At 61.7% G+C, this 14,274-nt stretch carries 12 protein-coding genes; 5 read left to right on the top strand and 7 right to left on the bottom strand.

The window, feature by feature from the left end:
- Window positions 1-24 precede the first annotated feature (24 nt).
- The 3 genes from AC1ROR_RS20475 to AC1ROR_RS20465 all read left to right on the top strand — a co-directional run bounded on the left by AC1ROR_RS20475 (window position 25) and on the right by AC1ROR_RS20465 (window position 5,651).
- Entirely contained in the window at window positions 25-1,680 is a 1,656-nt protein-coding gene (locus tag AC1ROR_RS20475; RefSeq protein ID WP_498590533.1) for a GMC family oxidoreductase, read from the top strand.
- Between the two features lie 76 nt (window positions 1,681-1,756).
- Window positions 1,757-3,856: an FAD-dependent oxidoreductase gene (locus AC1ROR_RS20470; RefSeq protein WP_080839581.1), complete on the top strand. Its 2,100-nt coding sequence runs from the start codon at window positions 1,757-1,759 to the stop codon at window positions 3,854-3,856.
- A 106-nt stretch (window positions 3,857-3,962) separates the two neighbouring features.
- Window positions 3,963-5,651, top strand: coding sequence for a dihydroxyacetone kinase family protein (locus AC1ROR_RS20465; protein WP_498590532.1), 1,689 nt, complete (start codon window positions 3,963-3,965; stop codon window positions 5,649-5,651).
- Window positions 5,652-5,716: 65 nt separating this feature from the next.
- Here AC1ROR_RS20465 and AC1ROR_RS20460 read toward each other — a convergent pair whose 3' ends face one another.
- Window positions 5,717-6,943 carry an MFS transporter gene (locus AC1ROR_RS20460; RefSeq protein ID WP_498590531.1) on the bottom strand — a complete coding sequence of 409 codons (1,227 nt, stop codon included), beginning with the start codon at window positions 6,941-6,943 and terminating at the stop codon, window positions 5,717-5,719.
- Window positions 6,944-7,063: 120 nt separating this feature from the next.
- Between AC1ROR_RS20460 and AC1ROR_RS20455 the strand changes: the two genes are divergently transcribed.
- The gene (locus AC1ROR_RS20455; protein ID WP_191856153.1) at window positions 7,064-7,657 is read left to right on the top strand and encodes a TetR/AcrR family transcriptional regulator; all 594 of its coding nucleotides are present in this window, start codon (window positions 7,064-7,066) and stop codon (window positions 7,655-7,657) included.
- Between the two features lie 17 nt (window positions 7,658-7,674).
- Here AC1ROR_RS20455 and AC1ROR_RS20450 read toward each other — a convergent pair whose 3' ends face one another.
- Window positions 7,675-7,995 (bottom strand): 4Fe-4S dicluster domain-containing protein, encoded by a 321-nt coding sequence (locus AC1ROR_RS20450; protein ID WP_080839594.1) that lies wholly within the window; start codon window positions 7,993-7,995, stop codon window positions 7,675-7,677.
- Window positions 7,995-9,611 carry an FAD-dependent oxidoreductase gene (locus AC1ROR_RS20445; protein ID WP_498590530.1) on the bottom strand — a complete coding sequence of 539 codons (1,617 nt, stop codon included), beginning with the start codon at window positions 9,609-9,611 and terminating at the stop codon, window positions 7,995-7,997. Before AC1ROR_RS20445 ends, AC1ROR_RS20450 begins: the two co-directional genes overlap by 1 nt.
- Before the next feature lie 89 nt (window positions 9,612-9,700).
- On the opposite strand from AC1ROR_RS20445, the gene AC1ROR_RS20440 reads away from it, so the two are divergent.
- The gene (locus AC1ROR_RS20440; RefSeq protein ID WP_035225834.1) at window positions 9,701-10,507 is read left to right on the top strand and encodes a phosphate/phosphite/phosphonate ABC transporter substrate-binding protein; all 807 of its coding nucleotides are present in this window, start codon (window positions 9,701-9,703) and stop codon (window positions 10,505-10,507) included.
- On the opposite strand, the gene AC1ROR_RS20435 is transcribed toward AC1ROR_RS20440, so the two are convergent.
- The 4 genes from AC1ROR_RS20435 to AC1ROR_RS20420 are packed head-to-tail and all read right to left on the bottom strand — an operon-like array spanning window position 10,489 to window position 14,244.
- Window positions 10,489-11,463, bottom strand: coding sequence for an oligopeptide/dipeptide ABC transporter ATP-binding protein (locus AC1ROR_RS20435; protein ID WP_498590529.1), 975 nt, complete (start codon window positions 11,461-11,463; stop codon window positions 10,489-10,491). The genes AC1ROR_RS20440 and AC1ROR_RS20435 overlap by 19 nt on opposite strands.
- Entirely contained in the window at window positions 11,463-12,437 is a 975-nt protein-coding gene (locus tag AC1ROR_RS20430; protein ID WP_498590528.1) for an ABC transporter ATP-binding protein, read from the bottom strand. Before AC1ROR_RS20430 ends, AC1ROR_RS20435 begins: the two co-directional genes overlap by 1 nt.
- On the bottom strand, window positions 12,434-13,267 hold the full coding sequence (locus AC1ROR_RS20425) for an ABC transporter permease (RefSeq protein ID WP_035225830.1): 834 nt from the start codon (window positions 13,265-13,267) through the stop codon (window positions 12,434-12,436). The genes AC1ROR_RS20430 and AC1ROR_RS20425 overlap by 4 nt, the downstream gene beginning before the upstream one ends.
- On the bottom strand, window positions 13,264-14,244 hold the full coding sequence (locus AC1ROR_RS20420) for an ABC transporter permease (RefSeq protein WP_498590527.1): 981 nt from the start codon (window positions 14,242-14,244) through the stop codon (window positions 13,264-13,266). Before AC1ROR_RS20420 ends, AC1ROR_RS20425 begins: the two co-directional genes overlap by 4 nt.
- Window positions 14,245-14,274 lie beyond the last annotated feature (30 nt).

The raw sequence follows: 14,274 nt of genomic DNA, 5'->3' as shown, positions 1-14,274 counted from the left end.
CCTCTAGTGTAACAGGATAGTTCGATGCGTTTCGACTATATCATCACCGGTGCCGGCCCCGCTGGATGTGTGCTCGCCAACCGTTTGAGCGAAGACCCCGATGTGAGCGTCCTGCTGCTCGAAGCCGGCGGGGGGGACTGGAACCCGCTTTTCCACATGCCGGCCGGTTTTGCCAAGATGACAAAAGGCGTGGCGAGCTGGGGCTGGGAGACCGTGCCGCAAAAGCACATGAAGGGCAGGGTGTTGCGTTACACCCAGGCGAAGGTTCTGGGCGGCGGTTCATCGATCAATGCCCAGCTTTATACGCGCGGCAATGCGGCTGATTACGACACATGGGTTTCCGAGGATGGCTGCGATGGCTGGAGCTATCGCGATATCCTGCCTTATTACAAACGGGCGGAAGACAATCAGCGTTTTGCCGATGACTATCATTCCTATGGCGGGCCGCTTGGGGTCTCCATGCCGGTTTCGGCCCTGCCCATCTGCGATGCCTATATCAGGGCCGGGCAGGAACTGGGCATTCCCTATAATCACGATTTCAACGGACGGCAGCAGGCCGGCGTCGGCTTCTATCAGCTCACGCAGCGCAATCGCCGCCGGTCGTCGGCATCGCTCGCCTATCTCAACCCGATCCGGCATCGCAAGAACCTGACGATCAAACTTGGCGCCCGCGTTTCCCGCATCGTGCTGGAAGGAAACCGCGCCACAGGCGTTGAGGTGGTCGGAAAGTCCGGCTTTGAGATCATCCATGCCGAAAGGGAAGTCCTCGTTTCTTCCGGCGCCATCGGTTCGCCCAAGCTTCTGCAGCAATCGGGTATTGGCCCGGCGGATCATCTGACATCCGTAGGCGTAAAGGTGCTGCATGACCTGCCCGGCGTCGGTTCGAATCTTCAGGATCATCTCGATCTTTTCGTGATTGCCGAGTGCACTGGCGACCATACCTATGACGGCGTCGCCAAGCTTCACCGGACGATATGGGCGGGGCTTGAATATGTCCTGTTCCGCACCGGCCCGGTCGCTTCCTCGCTGTTTGAAACGGGCGGTTTCTGGTATGCGGACCCGGATGCGCGCTCGCCGGATATCCAGTTCCATCTGGGATTGGGGTCGGGTATCGAGGCGGGTGTGGAGCGGCTGAAAAATGCCGGTGTTACGCTGAACTCTGCCTATCTTCACCCCAGATCGCGCGGAACCGTGCGGCTTTCATCCTCCGATCCCGCCGCCGCGCCGTTGATCGACCCCAATTACTGGTCCGATCCCCATGACCGGAAGATGTCGCTGGAAGGCCTCAAGATCGCCCGCGAGATATTCCAGCAGGCGGCATTGAAGCCCTATATTCTGGCGGAACGTCTTCCGGGTCCCAAGGTCATGACGGATGACGAGCTTTTCGATTACGGCTGCGCCAATGCCAAGACCGATCACCATCCCGTCGGCACCTGCAAGATGGGCAACGGGCCGGAATCCGTCGTTGGCCTCGATCTCAAGGTGCATGGCCTTGAAGGGCTGCGGGTCTGCGATTCCTCCGTCATGCCGCGCGTTCCCTCATGCAATACCAATGCGCCGACGATCATGGTCGGGGAGAAGGGTGCTGATCTGATAAGAGGACTTGGCCCCCTTGCGCCCGCGATTTTCTCGCATGAACGCAATGAAACGCGTCCAAGGGCGCGCGCGCAGGTTCGGTAGTCATTCCGCGATCGGACGGTCCCGATACGAAGCTGAGACAAAGCCTGAAAGCGAATTTACGAGGAGTACAACGCTCATGGACGCGACCGTCCCGCAGCATATTCTTGACGCGCTCACGGATGTGAACATGCCGCGTTTGCCGAATGCGCCCGGCCCCAGGGAGATGATCGCGCGCGGCGGCATCGATATCCCGGTTCATCGGGCAGGTTGCGTCGTGGTCGGTTCCGGTGCCGCCGGGCTGCGGGCCGCAGTGGAAATGAAGCGGCGCGGCGATGATGTCATCATCCTCAGCCAGAGCGCCTGGGGCGGAACGTCGGCCTGTTCCGGATCGGACAAACAAACCCTCCACACCGCAAACACGGCCGATCAGGGCGACAACTTCAAGGCGATGGCGCACGCCATCCGCAGCGGCGGTGCGATGGATGAGGATACCGCCTATGTCGAGGCGGTCGGCTCGGCGCGCATGATGGCCTCCCTGCAATTCCTCGGACTGCCCCTGCCGCAGGACCCGCTGGGCGGGACGCTGCGATATCAGACCGACCACGACGAAGTCGGCCGGGCGACGAGCTGCGGTCCGCGCACATCGCGGCTGATGGTCAAGGTGCTTGCGGATGAAGCGATCCGTCTCGATATCCCGTTTCACAATCACACGACCGTCGTCAAAATATTGACGGAAGGTTCTGGTGATAAGAGACGGGTCGTCGGCGTCCTCGCCATGCAGCCCCATGAGCGCAGCGACACCAACCCGTTCGGGATCGCCCTCTTCGTGTGTCCGGTGATTGTCCTTGCAGCCGGAGGACCGGGCGAGCTTTATCGCGACAGCGTCTATCCCAATGGCTGTTTCGGTTCGCTGGGGTTGGCGCTGGAGGCTGGTATAGACCTCGTCAACCTCACGGAAAGCCAGTTCGGCATCGGCACGCGGCGGGAGGGATTTCCCTGGAACCTCTCGGGAACCTATGTGCAGGCCATCCCCCACATCTATTCGCTGGATGCCGAGGGCAAGGAGCATCATTTCCTGGCGGGCTATTATCGCACGACGCAGGAAATGGCCTCCAACATTTTCCGGAAGGGCTACCAATGGCCGTTTCATTCGACCCGCATGCTCGATTTCGGCTCGAGCCTGGTCGATCTTGCGATCTTTCGTGAGTCTGCGGCCGGGCGGCGGGTCTTCATGGATTTCAATCGCAATCCGCTGGCGGTTCCCGGCGACCTTCCGTTCAGCCTCGATCGCCTCGCCCCCGATGTCAGCGGCTACATCGAAAATGCCGGTGCGATGAAGGAACAGCCGATCGACCGGCTGCGGCATATGAACCCGCTCGCGATCGAACTCTACCGGCGTTACAAGATCGACATCGCCAGCGAGCCGCTGGAATTCGCGGTGAACAACCAGCACATGAACGGCGGTATCATGGTCGATACCTGGGGGCGGACCAATCTGGCGGGGTGCTATTCCGTGGGCGAGGCGGCCGGTACGCATGGTGTCACGCGGCCGGGTGGGGCGGCTCTGAATGCAGGGCAGGTGTTTGGCACACGCGCAGCCGAGCATATTGGCGCAAGTGGTCGGGCAAGGTCCCCGTCATCGGCAAATATTGACGCGGTGGCCCTCGCAGGCATCAACAATATTCTCGCAATTCTGAAAGAGAACAGTCACCTGTCGGCCAGGGACATCCGCACCGAAATCCAGTCCCGTATGAGCGACAAAGCGGGGATGATATGCGATGCCGCAAGCGTCTCGCAGGCGCTTGCCGAGGCGCGTTTACTCAATGCGACAATCCGTTCGAACGGGATCGCTTACGGACGGGTTGCAGAGGCGGTTCGTGCCGTTCAGTGGCAACAGATGGCAATCGCGTCCGAGGCCGTACTCACGGCCTTGGATCACTTCATTCGCAGCGGCGGCGGCAGCCGAGGCGCTCGCGCGATCTGCGATGCGGACGGTGAACTTGTTCCGGACATTACCGCAGGCCCGTTGCAGGAATTTCGTTTTCGCAGGGAGAAAGACGACCATCGGAGCGAGCAGATCGTTGTCCGGCTTGAAGGTGAGGATATGGCGATATCGACGCGGCCCAACCGCGTATTTGATGAAAGCCGGAAATCCTTCTTTGAACGGGACTGGCCCGCCTGGCTGACCGGGCGCATCTATGATCTCGGCGAAAGAGAAGGATGCGTCGGGGACTGATTTCGTTTTGAATTATGTCCGGGCAAGGCCCATTCATGCCTTTGACACGGCCGATCAGCACTCTATCCTCGCGCTCGCAAAGTGAAGCGTCTTTCGGGAGAGAAAAATGAAGAAGCTGATCAACGATCCGTCCACCGTCGTTCGCCACATGCTGGAGGGCGTGGTGGCTCTCAGCCCGGCCAGTATTCTTCTCGCCGACGAAAACGTGGTGATACGATCTGGTCTTCCGGACGCGGATCAGCGGAAAGTCGCGGTGCTCTCGGGTGGCGGCAGCGGTCATGAACCGGCCCATGCCGGTTATGTCGGGGCAGGTATGCTGACGGCGGCCGTGGCCGGAGACGTCTTTACGTCGCCGAGCACCGATGCCGTGCTGGCGGGAATCAGGGCGGCTGCAGGTCCGGCGGGTGCGCTGGTCATCGTCAAGAACTATACGGGCGACCGGCTTAATTTCGGCCTTGCGGCGGAGCTTGCCCGGGCGGAAGGAATTCCCGTGGAGATTGTTGTCGTCGCCGACGATGTTGCCTTGAAGGATACCGTGCCCGTCGATCGCCGCCGCGGCATCGCCGGAACGGTGCTGGTGCACAAGTTGGCCGGTGCTGCTGCCGAACGCGGGTTGCCGCTCGATGAAGTCGCACGGGTGGCGCGCGCGGCGGCGGCCGGGCTTTCGTCGATGGGAATTTCGCTCGGTTCCTGCACGCTGCCGGCTGTCGGTAAGCCCGGCTTCACGCTCGGCGAGCGGGAAATCGAGGTCGGTCTCGGCATTCACGGCGAACAGGGTGTCCGCAGAATGGAGATCGCTTCGGCGGATGATCTGACGTCGCTTGTGCTCGGCACGATCGAAGCTGATGGAAAGCTCAAGGGCGGTGATCGCGTCGTGCTGCTTGTCAACGGCCTGGGTTCGACGCCTCCCATGGAGCTGTCGATTGTCGCCCGTTCAGCCCTTAACATTCTCGAGGCGAAAGGGGTGGCCGTCGAACGCGCATGGGCAGGCACCTTCCTGTCGGCGCTGGACATGCCGGGCTTTTCGCTCTCCATCATGCATGTCGATGAGCAGACGCTGGAACTCATCGACGCGGCAACCGATGCGACCGCCTGGCCACGGGGCGGGGCGGTGAACCGGCATCGCATGCTTGCCGCTTCAAAGCTGCCGGAGGGCGTGCCTTCAGATCGGGAAATGATCGCCGCAGGTGCACGTCTTCGGCAGGTGGCTGAAGATGTCGCAAAGGCCCTGATTGCCGCTGAACAACAGCTGACGGATCTCGACAGTATTACAGGTGACGGCGACCTTGGGGCCAGCATGAAGCGCGGCGCCGAAGCGATCCTAGCACTTCCGGCTCAGGCGTTTGCGGATGTTTCGAGCGGGCTGTCGGCCATGGGCGATGCGATGCGCAAAGCAATTGGCGGTAGCTCGGGGCCGTTCTACGCTACCGGCCTCATGCGAGCGGCCCGGCAACTCGCCGGTTCCGATGCGCCGACGGCAAGGGAGCTTGCCGATGCCTTCGTCGCCGCTGTCGAAGCGGTATCCGAGTTAGGCGGTGCGAAGCCCGGTGACCGAACGATGGTCGATGCCCTTTATCCTGCTGCCACCACATTCCGGGACAGGCTGGCCGATGGGCAGTCTGCCGAGGCTGCATGGAGTGAGGCCGTCGCAGCCGGTCAGGCGGGCGCCGAAGCGACGAAGACCATGACGCCGCGCCTCGGGCGTGCGAGCTATCTTGGCGATCGTGCAAAGGGACACGCGGATGGCGGTGCCGTGGCTGTCATGATCTGGATGAGGCAGATAGCCGCCAAATGAACACCGGGAGGGCGGGCGTGAGACGGACTGCCGCGAGGATCGCGGCAGTCAACGGTTGAGGATTGTTATTCAGCGGGTTGCGCCACGGATTCTGCACCAAAGTGCCGCCCCTCCGCAGCGAGGCTGCGCTGGCCGAGGCCGATGATGGTGACTGTCGAGAGGCTGGCGACAACCGACACCCAGAAGCCGTTGCCTGCGCCGAAATTGTCGATCACCCAGCCGGAGATGAAGGCGCCGAGCGCCATGCCGATACCGATGCCGGTCATCACCCAGGTCACGCCTTCCGTCAGCATCGATTCCGGTACGCGGCGCTCGATCAGGCCGAATGCGGTGATGAAGATAGGGGATATTCCAACCCCGCTGAGGAACACGGCGAAGGCGAGCAGGCCGACTGCCGTGGTAGCGAAGAGGAGCGGCAGGGCCGTCAGTGCGAGGACGCTCACGGCAATCAGCAATTGACGATGCAGCGGTATTTTGGGGTTGATCGCGCCAAGCAGCAGGCCAACGACGAATGAACCTATGGCATAGACACCGATGACGAGGCTGGCGGCCTCCGGCTGGCCGAGTTGCTTGGTGATGGCAACGGCGCTCACTTCGGCCGTGGCGAAGGTTGAGCCGACGAAGATTAGGGCAAGTGTGATGATCTGGACCGGGCGAAGGAAGATCGCGGAACGCTGCCGCTGTCCGCCCTGCACCGGGCGCACCTTGGGTTCTGTCGACCGTTGCAGAAGGAAGGCAAAGGTGCCAAGCGCGAGGAAGGTGGTGCTGATCATCATCCCGGCTTCCGGAAAGAACGAGACCGCAAGGCCGACGGAAAGCGATGCGCCGGAAATGTAAACCAGCTCGTCGGCGGCGGATTCAAAGGCGAAGGCCGTGTTAAGCTCAGGCCTGTCACGGAAAATCTCCGTCCAGCGGGCGCGCATCATGGCCGGAATGCTTGGCATGGCGGCGGCGAGGAAAGCGGAAAGGAACAGTGTCCAGACCGGCCATTTCTGGTTCGTGGCGATGATCAAAATCGCAAAGGCGATGACCGACAGGGTGGTTGCCGGGATGAGGACGCTGCTCTGGCCCCTGCGATCCACCAGACGGGAAATCTGCGGCGCAACGGCGGCATTGGTCAGCGCGAAGGTTGCCGAGACGGCGCCGGCAAGCCAGTATTCGCCGTGGGTCTGGGAAAGCATGGCGACGATGCCGATCGGGGCCATCGCAATCGGAAGGCGGGCGAAGAAACCGGCCGCGGAAAAGCCTTTGGCGCCGGGAGCCCGGAAAATTTCTCTGTACGGATTAGACATCGGATGCACCTTGTTTAGGGAGTATCCACCACACACATACGTGGCGTATGCAAATTAGATAATTGCATACGCCACGTATGTCAACTAATATACGTGGCGTATGTCGAGCAAGGAGAAAAAATGCGCAAACCCCGTAGTGAAATGATTACCGAGACGCGGGCGAAGCTTCTGGCTGCCGGCCGCAAGGCGTTTGGCAGCATTGGATATGCCGAAGCGTCGATGGACGACTTCACTGCAGAGGCGGGGCTGACCCGCGGTGCCCTCTATCACCATTTCGGTGACAAGAAAGGCCTGCTGCTGGCGGTTGTGGGTGAGATCGATGCGGAGATGACGAAGAGGCTCTGCGAGATATCATCAAGGGCCGAGACGCGGTGGGAGGGTTTCATTGAGGAGAATGTCGGTTATGTCCGCATGGCTCTCGAGCCGGAAATCCAGCGCATCATGTTTCGCGACGGACCGGCCGTGCTGGGCGACCCCTCCCGCTGGCCAAATGCCAATGGCTGTATCTCGGCCGTTGCACGCAGCCTGGATGCGCTCAGGCAAGAGGGTACTATTGGCGATATTGACCCGGAGGCATGCGCCCGTTTCATCAATGCGGCGAGCAGCAGTGCGGCCCAGTGGATCGCGAATTCCGACGACCCGGAAACGACCTCCAGACGCGCCGTGTCGAGCTTCCGGGCCTTTCTGGAAGGATTGCGGATCAGGAACGCCTGATACCGACCGGCAGCAACTCATTGCGGAAGCCGAAAGTGATCGTCGATGTGGCGGCGGTTGCGCGTGTCCTTGTGCCAGCCTATGGCCTTTCTATAGCTGCCGAAAAGGTTACTCTCCCGCACGCCGTCCAGTGTCAGGCCATGCACGGCCTCGGCATCCGGATCGACGTAAAGAGCATCCACCGGGCAATAGGCCTCGCACATGAAACAGGTCTGACACGAATCCTGCCGTAAAATGACGGGCGGGCCTTCCGGCATCGCCTCGAAGACATTGGTTGGGCAGACCTGAACGCACAGATTGCAATCCGTGCAGGCGTCTGTATCCAGAACCTCGATCATTATTCCGCTGCCTCCTTGTAGATGCCGGGATCAACAGGCTCCCGCCGGATGGCGATTGCATCGAGGCCGCTGAGAATGAGCCGGTGATGCTGGGCGGGATCCTGCTTCGGGAAATCGTCGCGCCGGTGCATGCCGCGTGTTTCCGTGCGCGCAAGGGCGGCGCGATACATGAAGCGCGCAGTGGCGAGCATCGCCTGCGCCTGACGCAACGGCAATATCTGGCTCTCATCGGCAACCGTTGCCGAGACCGTCTTCGTCCACAGAGCATCCAGCCGCGCCAATGCTGCTGAAAGGCCGGATTCCGTGCGGAAATAATTGATGTCGAGGGGAAAGACCTCGTCCTGTACCGCCTTGATGATGCTTGCCGGGTCGGTGAACTCCGTATGCGATGCGGTCTGCGTGTTGGGCTGTGGAAGGTCACTTCGCGGCATCCCCGCCTTCTCGCGGGCAAAGGCTGCGGCCGAGGCGCCGGCGAAGGCGCCCGTGGAAATTGCCCAGGCTGCGTTGTGGCTGCCGCCGCCGGTGAAGCCGCCACAGATCGGCTCGCGCGTGGCGTTGTCGCCGGCGGCATAAAGACCGGCAACCGTCGTTGCACAGTCGAGCCCGGTCAGCCGCAGCCCACCGGTGCCGCGCACCGTGCCTTCCAGCCGAAGCTTTACTTCGAAGAATTCGGTGAAGGGATCGATGCCCCGACGGTCGAACGGCACGAAGAAATTCGGCTGGGCGCGCCGCAGGATCGCCTTCACCTCATCGGTTCCGGCAAGGTCAAGCCGGGCATAAACGGGTTGCGAAAGCAGCGTGCGGGCGATGATCGAGCGACCACGGGCCGAGCCTGCGCCTTCTATCAGGCTATGGTCCTTGCGATAGAATTGCGCGAAACGGTAAAGGGCGGTCTTGGTGATGGAGGCGAAGGCCGGTGAAATTGCGTAGGCCGACGAAAATTCCATGCCGGACAGTTCAGCACCGGCCTCGGCGCCCATCAAATAGCCGTCGCCGGTCAGGACATCGCAGCCGAGCGCCTTGCTCATGAAGGCGCAGCCGCCCGTCGCCAGTACCACCGCTCCGGAGGCGACACGCCAGTTCCCGCCCTGTTGCCGCCGCAGACCGGTTGCGCCAGCAACGCGTGCGCCTTCTGTCAATAGCCTGATTGCGGGGTGATGATCGAGAATGGTGACACCGGCATTTTTTACCCGGCGACGCAAGAGCCGCATATATTCCGGCCCCTGAACGGAGATGCGCTGCTGTTCGCCCTTGTCGTCGCTGGGGAACGGATACCCCCATTCCGCCAGCCGGTTGACGCTTTCGAAAGTCTTGTCGAGGACCGGCGCCATCCATGACCGCTCGGAAAGATAGCCGCCCATTGCCTCACGGCTTGCCATGGCGGCATCCCGTGCGGCTTCATCCGGCGGCACATACCAGATCTGCGTGCCAGCGGAGGCCGTTGCGCCCGAACTGCCGCAATAACCCTTGTCAACCAGAACAACGCGTGCTCCGGCACCCACGGCCTCCAACGCCGCCCAGCAGCCGGCCGGACCGCCGCCGATGACAAGCACGTCGCAGGTGATATCGGTGATGGCCGAAGGCGAAGAGTGGGTGTCTTGCAGGGGCAGGTTCATCGCAGGCTTCCTTTCGATGAAGAAATCGCATTGCACTTTAAATCTATGTATTGCATAGGTTTTCCAGTTGCCGTTCTGGAGTTTCCCCGATGTCGCTTGCCAGCCTTGCCATGTATGTCAGTCCTTCGCCGGTCAAGGAGGCGACGGCCCTGTTCTGGACCGCGCTCGGCAAGCGTCTTCGTGCTGCTGGCGTTGATGCGCCGCAGACGCTGGATGCGGAAATCCGCTACAATGAGGCTTGGCTCAGGCCCGATCTGCTGTTCGGCCAGACCTGCGGATATCCTTATGTGCAGCACCTGCGTGGCAAGGTGCAGCTGGTGGCAACCCCGGTTTACAATCTGCCCGGCTGCGACGGTCCGCTCAAATGCAGCTTCATCATTGTCAACGCGGCGTCGCAGGCGCAGTCGATCACGCAATTGCGGGGCGCGCGGGCTGCCATCAATGAACCCGGCAGCAATTCCGGTTATAATCTGTTCCGCGCTTTCGTGGCGCCACATGCCGATGAGGGGCGGTTCTTTTCGTCCGTGCAGGAGACAGGCGGTCATCTGGCGAGTATCGATGCGGTGTCGAGAGGCGAGGCGGATGTCGCTTCCATCGACTGCATTACCTTCGGCAACACCCTGCGCTTCGATCCGCAACGGGTTGCGGGTGTGCGCATCCTTGCCGAAACGGCAAAGGGACCGGGTCTGCCCTTCATCACGGCCGCTGCGACACCGGCAAGGGAGCTGGTGATATTGCGACGGGCTCTGGCGGAAACCATCGCCGACCCCGAACTTGCCGACGTCTGCGATACGCTGTCTTTGCGCGGCATCAGCCTGCTTGGCGATGCCGATTATGAAGTCCTGGCCGAGTTTGATCGGGATGCCGCGCGTCATGGTTACCCCGCTATCGCCTGAGGCGGGGTTTCCGCTTCCGCAGTGAGCGGGAAGTGGCAGGCGACACTGCGGCCGGATGAGCCGGCGGAAACAAGCAACGGCACCTCGCTTGCGCAGCGTGGGCGCGCCAGCGGACAGCGTTTGTGGAAACGACAGCCGGAGGGCGGGTTGCCCGGGCTTGGCAATTCTCCGGAAAGCACGATGCGCTCACGCCGGCGGCCGGGATCGAGTGTAAGATTGGCCGAGAGCAGTGCCTGTGTGTAGGGATGCGCAGGACTGTGAAACAAGTCGGCCGTCGGCCCGCTCTCGACGATCTGGCCAAGATACATCACGGCGACACGATCGGTGACGCGGCCGACGACATTGAGATTGTGGGAGATGAGCAGATAGCTGAGCTTCAGACGATCCCGAAGCACGCGCAGGAGATTGAGCAATTCGCCCTGAATGGAGATATCGAGGCCAGCCGTTGGTTCATCGGCGACGATGATCGAAGGTTCGGCGGCAAGCGCCCGCACCAGCGCAACGCGCCGCGCCTGCCCGCCGCTCAGCTGATGCGGATAGCGTGAAAGAAGCTGCTCGCCGAGGCCTATGCTTTCCGCAAGGGCAGAGATGCGCGCCCAGCTCTCGGCCGAATGCACCCTGCGTATTTTTAGCGGTTCAGCCAGAAGCGCGCGCACTTTCATGCGTGGAGAAAGCGAGGCGGCGGGGTCCTGGAACAGGAGCTGGATGCGGCGCTGCAGATCGTTGCGGCGCGCCTTTGTCACATCAGTAAGTGTTTCTCCTCCGACCGAAAGCGTACCGGCGGCAAGCGGCTGAAGCCCGACAATGGCCCGGGCAAGGGAGGATTTTCCGCATCCGCTTTCCCCGACAAGGCCAAGGGTTTCGCCGGGGAACAGATCCAGCGATACGCCATCGACGGCGGTCAGCCGGTCATAACGGATCACCGCATTCTTCAGTGAGAGGGCAGGGGTGCTCATCATGCCGCCTCCAGCCAGCAGAAGTAGGTCTGTCCGCTCCCGGCCTGTCGGCGAGGTGGCCTTTCCACGCAGCGATCATGGCGGGAAGGACAGCGCTCGGCGAAGATGCAGCCCTGTGGTCGGTGGGATGGATCGGGAACCGTCCCGGGAATCGTGGCAAGATCCTGCAGGCGGTCGAAGGCGGCGTAAGGGTCGATCTCGCAGTTCAGCAAGGCTCGGGTATAGGGATGGTGCGGGCGATGCAGAACATCCGCCACCCGGCCGCTTTCCACCACCGTTCCCGCATACATCACGATGACGCTGTCGCAGAGCTCGGCGATAAGCCCCATGCTGTGACTGACGACCAGCATCGAAGCGACGGTCCGTTGCCGCAGCCGATGCAGCATCTCCACCACCTGGGCTTCAACCGTCGCGTCAAGCGCGGTCGTCGGCTCGTCGGCAATCAAAAGCTTCGGTTCGACCAGCAGCGCCATGGCGATGACAACACGCTGTCGCATGCCGCCTGAGAATTCGTGTGGATAGCGGTGCATCCGCAGGGCCGCATCCTGCAACCCCACATCCGAGAGCACCGCTTCCGCCCGCGCCCACAGCGCCCGCCGGCTTTCCTTTGGAAATCGCCGGCGCTGGATGTCGACGAGCTGTGTGCCGATCGTGAACATGGGGTTAAGCGCGGTCATGGGGTCCTGAAAGACCATGGCTATATCGGTGCCGCGCAGGCTTGCCGTTTCCCCTGATGCCAGATTTGTCTCACGTCCGTTGAAGGCCGCGCGATTTGCCGAAATTTCCGCATTGTCGGCAAGCAGGCCGAGCAGGGTGAAGGCAACCGTTGACTTGCCGCTGCCGCTTTCACCGACGAGGCCGACGGACTGGCCGCGGCCGATGGTGATGTCGACGCCGTCGAGAATATGCGCACTATGCCCGGCGCTCTTGTAAGACACGTTGAGGTTTTCGATGAGGACGAGGGCGTTTGTCACAGGCTTTTCCTCAGCTTCGGGTCGAGTGTGTCGCGCAGGGCTTCACCGAGAAGCGCAAAACCGAGTGTCGCGAGGATCAGCGCCAGCCCGGAAAAAGTGGCGAGCCATACCGACTGGTCGAGATAGGTATAGCCGTCGTTCAGCAGGTTGCCCCAGCTTGCAAGCGGCGGGCGCACGCCAAGACCGAGGAAGCTCAACCCCGCCTCGATGGTGATGACGACGGGGATATCCATGCACGCCAATACGAAAATCGGGCCGATGATATTGGGCGTGACGTGATGCAGGACGACCCGCCAGGTCTCGGCGCCCAGAACCCTTTCCGCCTCGATGAAGGGACTGTTGCGGATTGCGATCGTCTGGGCGCGGGCGACACGGCCGAAATGGGGAATGAAGACGATGCTGACGAGCAGGACGACATTGCCGAGGCCGGGGCCGAAAACGGCGACGAGCGCCAGAGCGAGGATGATGCTTGGAAACGAGGTCACGACATCGAAGATGCCGACGATGAAGAGGTCGACGACACGGGAGGAGAGGGCTGCCGCCACGCCGAGGGCGACGCCGGTCGTCAGCGAGATCGCGATGACGGAGAGTGAGATGCCGAGCGCTATGCGCGTACCGAAGATAAGGCGGCTTAATATGTCACGCCCGAGATGATCGGTTCCCAGAAGATGTTGCAATGATGGGTCCATGAAGCGGCTGGCCGGTGCAATCGCGTTCGGACCATAGGGCGCGATCAGCGGAGCAGCGATTGCCACCAGACAGAGCAATGTAACCGCAAAGATTGCGAATGTGCCGCCGGGGCGGCGGGAGAGGTCGCGCAGGACGGTCATTGCCGTTGCCTTCCAGATACGAGCCGTGCGCGCTCGCGCGGATCGAGCAGGCTCTGGGAGAGGTCTGCAATGAGATTGGTGAGCACGTAGAGCAGCACGATGACAAAGACGCCGCCCTGAACCACCGGATAGTTGCGGGTGCGAATGGCGTCATAGATCAACGAACCGAGCCCGGGACGGTTGAAAATGACTTCCGCGAAGACCGCTCCGCCCAGAAGCTCGCCAAAACCCATGCCAAGCACCGCGACGGTAGGCAATATTGCCGGTTTGAGGGCATATTTTATGAGGATTTTCGTTTCGCTGACACCATAGGCCCGCAGCGTGCGGATCTGGTTTTCACCGAGCACCTCCAAAAGGGAGGCGCGCAGCAGACGGGCGATATAACCGATCCAGCCGGCGGCGAGCGCCGCCGTCGGCAAGGCGAGATGCCAAAGCTGGTCGCCGATATCGCCGCTCTCTCCGGCCCCCAAGACCGGAAACCAACGCAGCTTTACCGAAAACATCATCAGGAGGAACACCGAGACGACAAAGCTCGGCGTCGAGATAAAACCGACGCTGAAGAAAGCGATAAGCCGGTCCACCCTGCCGCCGGGCCAGCGGGCAGAGATGACGGCAAGCGGAACCCCGAGCGCGATGGCGAAAAACATGGCGGAAACGGCCAGAGCCACCGTATTCGGTAACGCCGCCGCAACAAGGGTGAGGACCGGGCGGCCGTTAAAGACATCCTCTCCGAGATCGCCGGAAAGGAGCTGGCCGAAAAAGGCAAAAACCTGTTCGATCAGCGGTTTGTCGAGGCCAATACGGGCGTTGAGTGCCGCCACGGCCTCGGGCGTCGCGCGTGAACCGAGGATCACCGTTGCTGGATCGCCGGGAATGAGCCGAGTGAGAGCCATCAGCAATATGACGGAGCCAGCAACGGCGAGAAGCGCCGTAGCCAGCTTGAAGGCGAGATGAATTTGCAGGGATGCGCTCCTCATCGCAGCGCATCCCGACCTGTCATTGCAACA

The sequence above is a fragment of the Agrobacterium sp. GW821-FHT14E08 genome (assembly GCF_058803865.1).
This window is presented reverse-complemented; position numbering and strand designations above follow the sequence as displayed.

Excerpts from the sequence above, each read along its gene's own strand:
- AC1ROR_RS20475 (WP_498590533.1), top strand. The coding sequence starts at position 25 with ATGCGTTTCGACTATATCATCACCGGTGCCGGCCCCGCTGGATGTGTG.
- AC1ROR_RS20470 (WP_080839581.1), top strand. The coding sequence starts at position 1,757 with ATGGACGCGACCGTCCCGCAGCATATTCTTGACGCGCTCACGGATGTG.
- AC1ROR_RS20465 (WP_498590532.1), top strand. The coding sequence starts at position 3,963 with ATGAAGAAGCTGATCAACGATCCGTCCACCGTCGTTCGCCACATGCTG.
- AC1ROR_RS20460 (WP_498590531.1), bottom strand. The coding sequence starts at position 6,943 with ATGTCTAATCCGTACAGAGAAATTTTCCGGGCTCCCGGCGCCAAAGGC.
- AC1ROR_RS20455 (WP_191856153.1), top strand. The coding sequence starts at position 7,064 with ATGCGCAAACCCCGTAGTGAAATGATTACCGAGACGCGGGCGAAGCTT.
- AC1ROR_RS20450 (WP_080839594.1), bottom strand. The coding sequence starts at position 7,995 with ATGATCGAGGTTCTGGATACAGACGCCTGCACGGATTGCAATCTGTGC.
- AC1ROR_RS20445 (WP_498590530.1), bottom strand. The coding sequence starts at position 9,611 with ATGAACCTGCCCCTGCAAGACACCCACTCTTCGCCTTCGGCCATCACC.
- AC1ROR_RS20440 (WP_035225834.1), top strand. The coding sequence starts at position 9,701 with ATGTCGCTTGCCAGCCTTGCCATGTATGTCAGTCCTTCGCCGGTCAAG.
- AC1ROR_RS20435 (WP_498590529.1), bottom strand. The coding sequence starts at position 11,463 with ATGAGCACCCCTGCCCTCTCACTGAAGAATGCGGTGATCCGTTATGAC.
- AC1ROR_RS20425 (WP_035225830.1), bottom strand. The coding sequence starts at position 13,267 with ATGACCGTCCTGCGCGACCTCTCCCGCCGCCCCGGCGGCACATTCGCA.
- AC1ROR_RS20420 (WP_498590527.1), bottom strand. The coding sequence starts at position 14,244 with ATGAGGAGCGCATCCCTGCAAATTCATCTCGCCTTCAAGCTGGCTACG.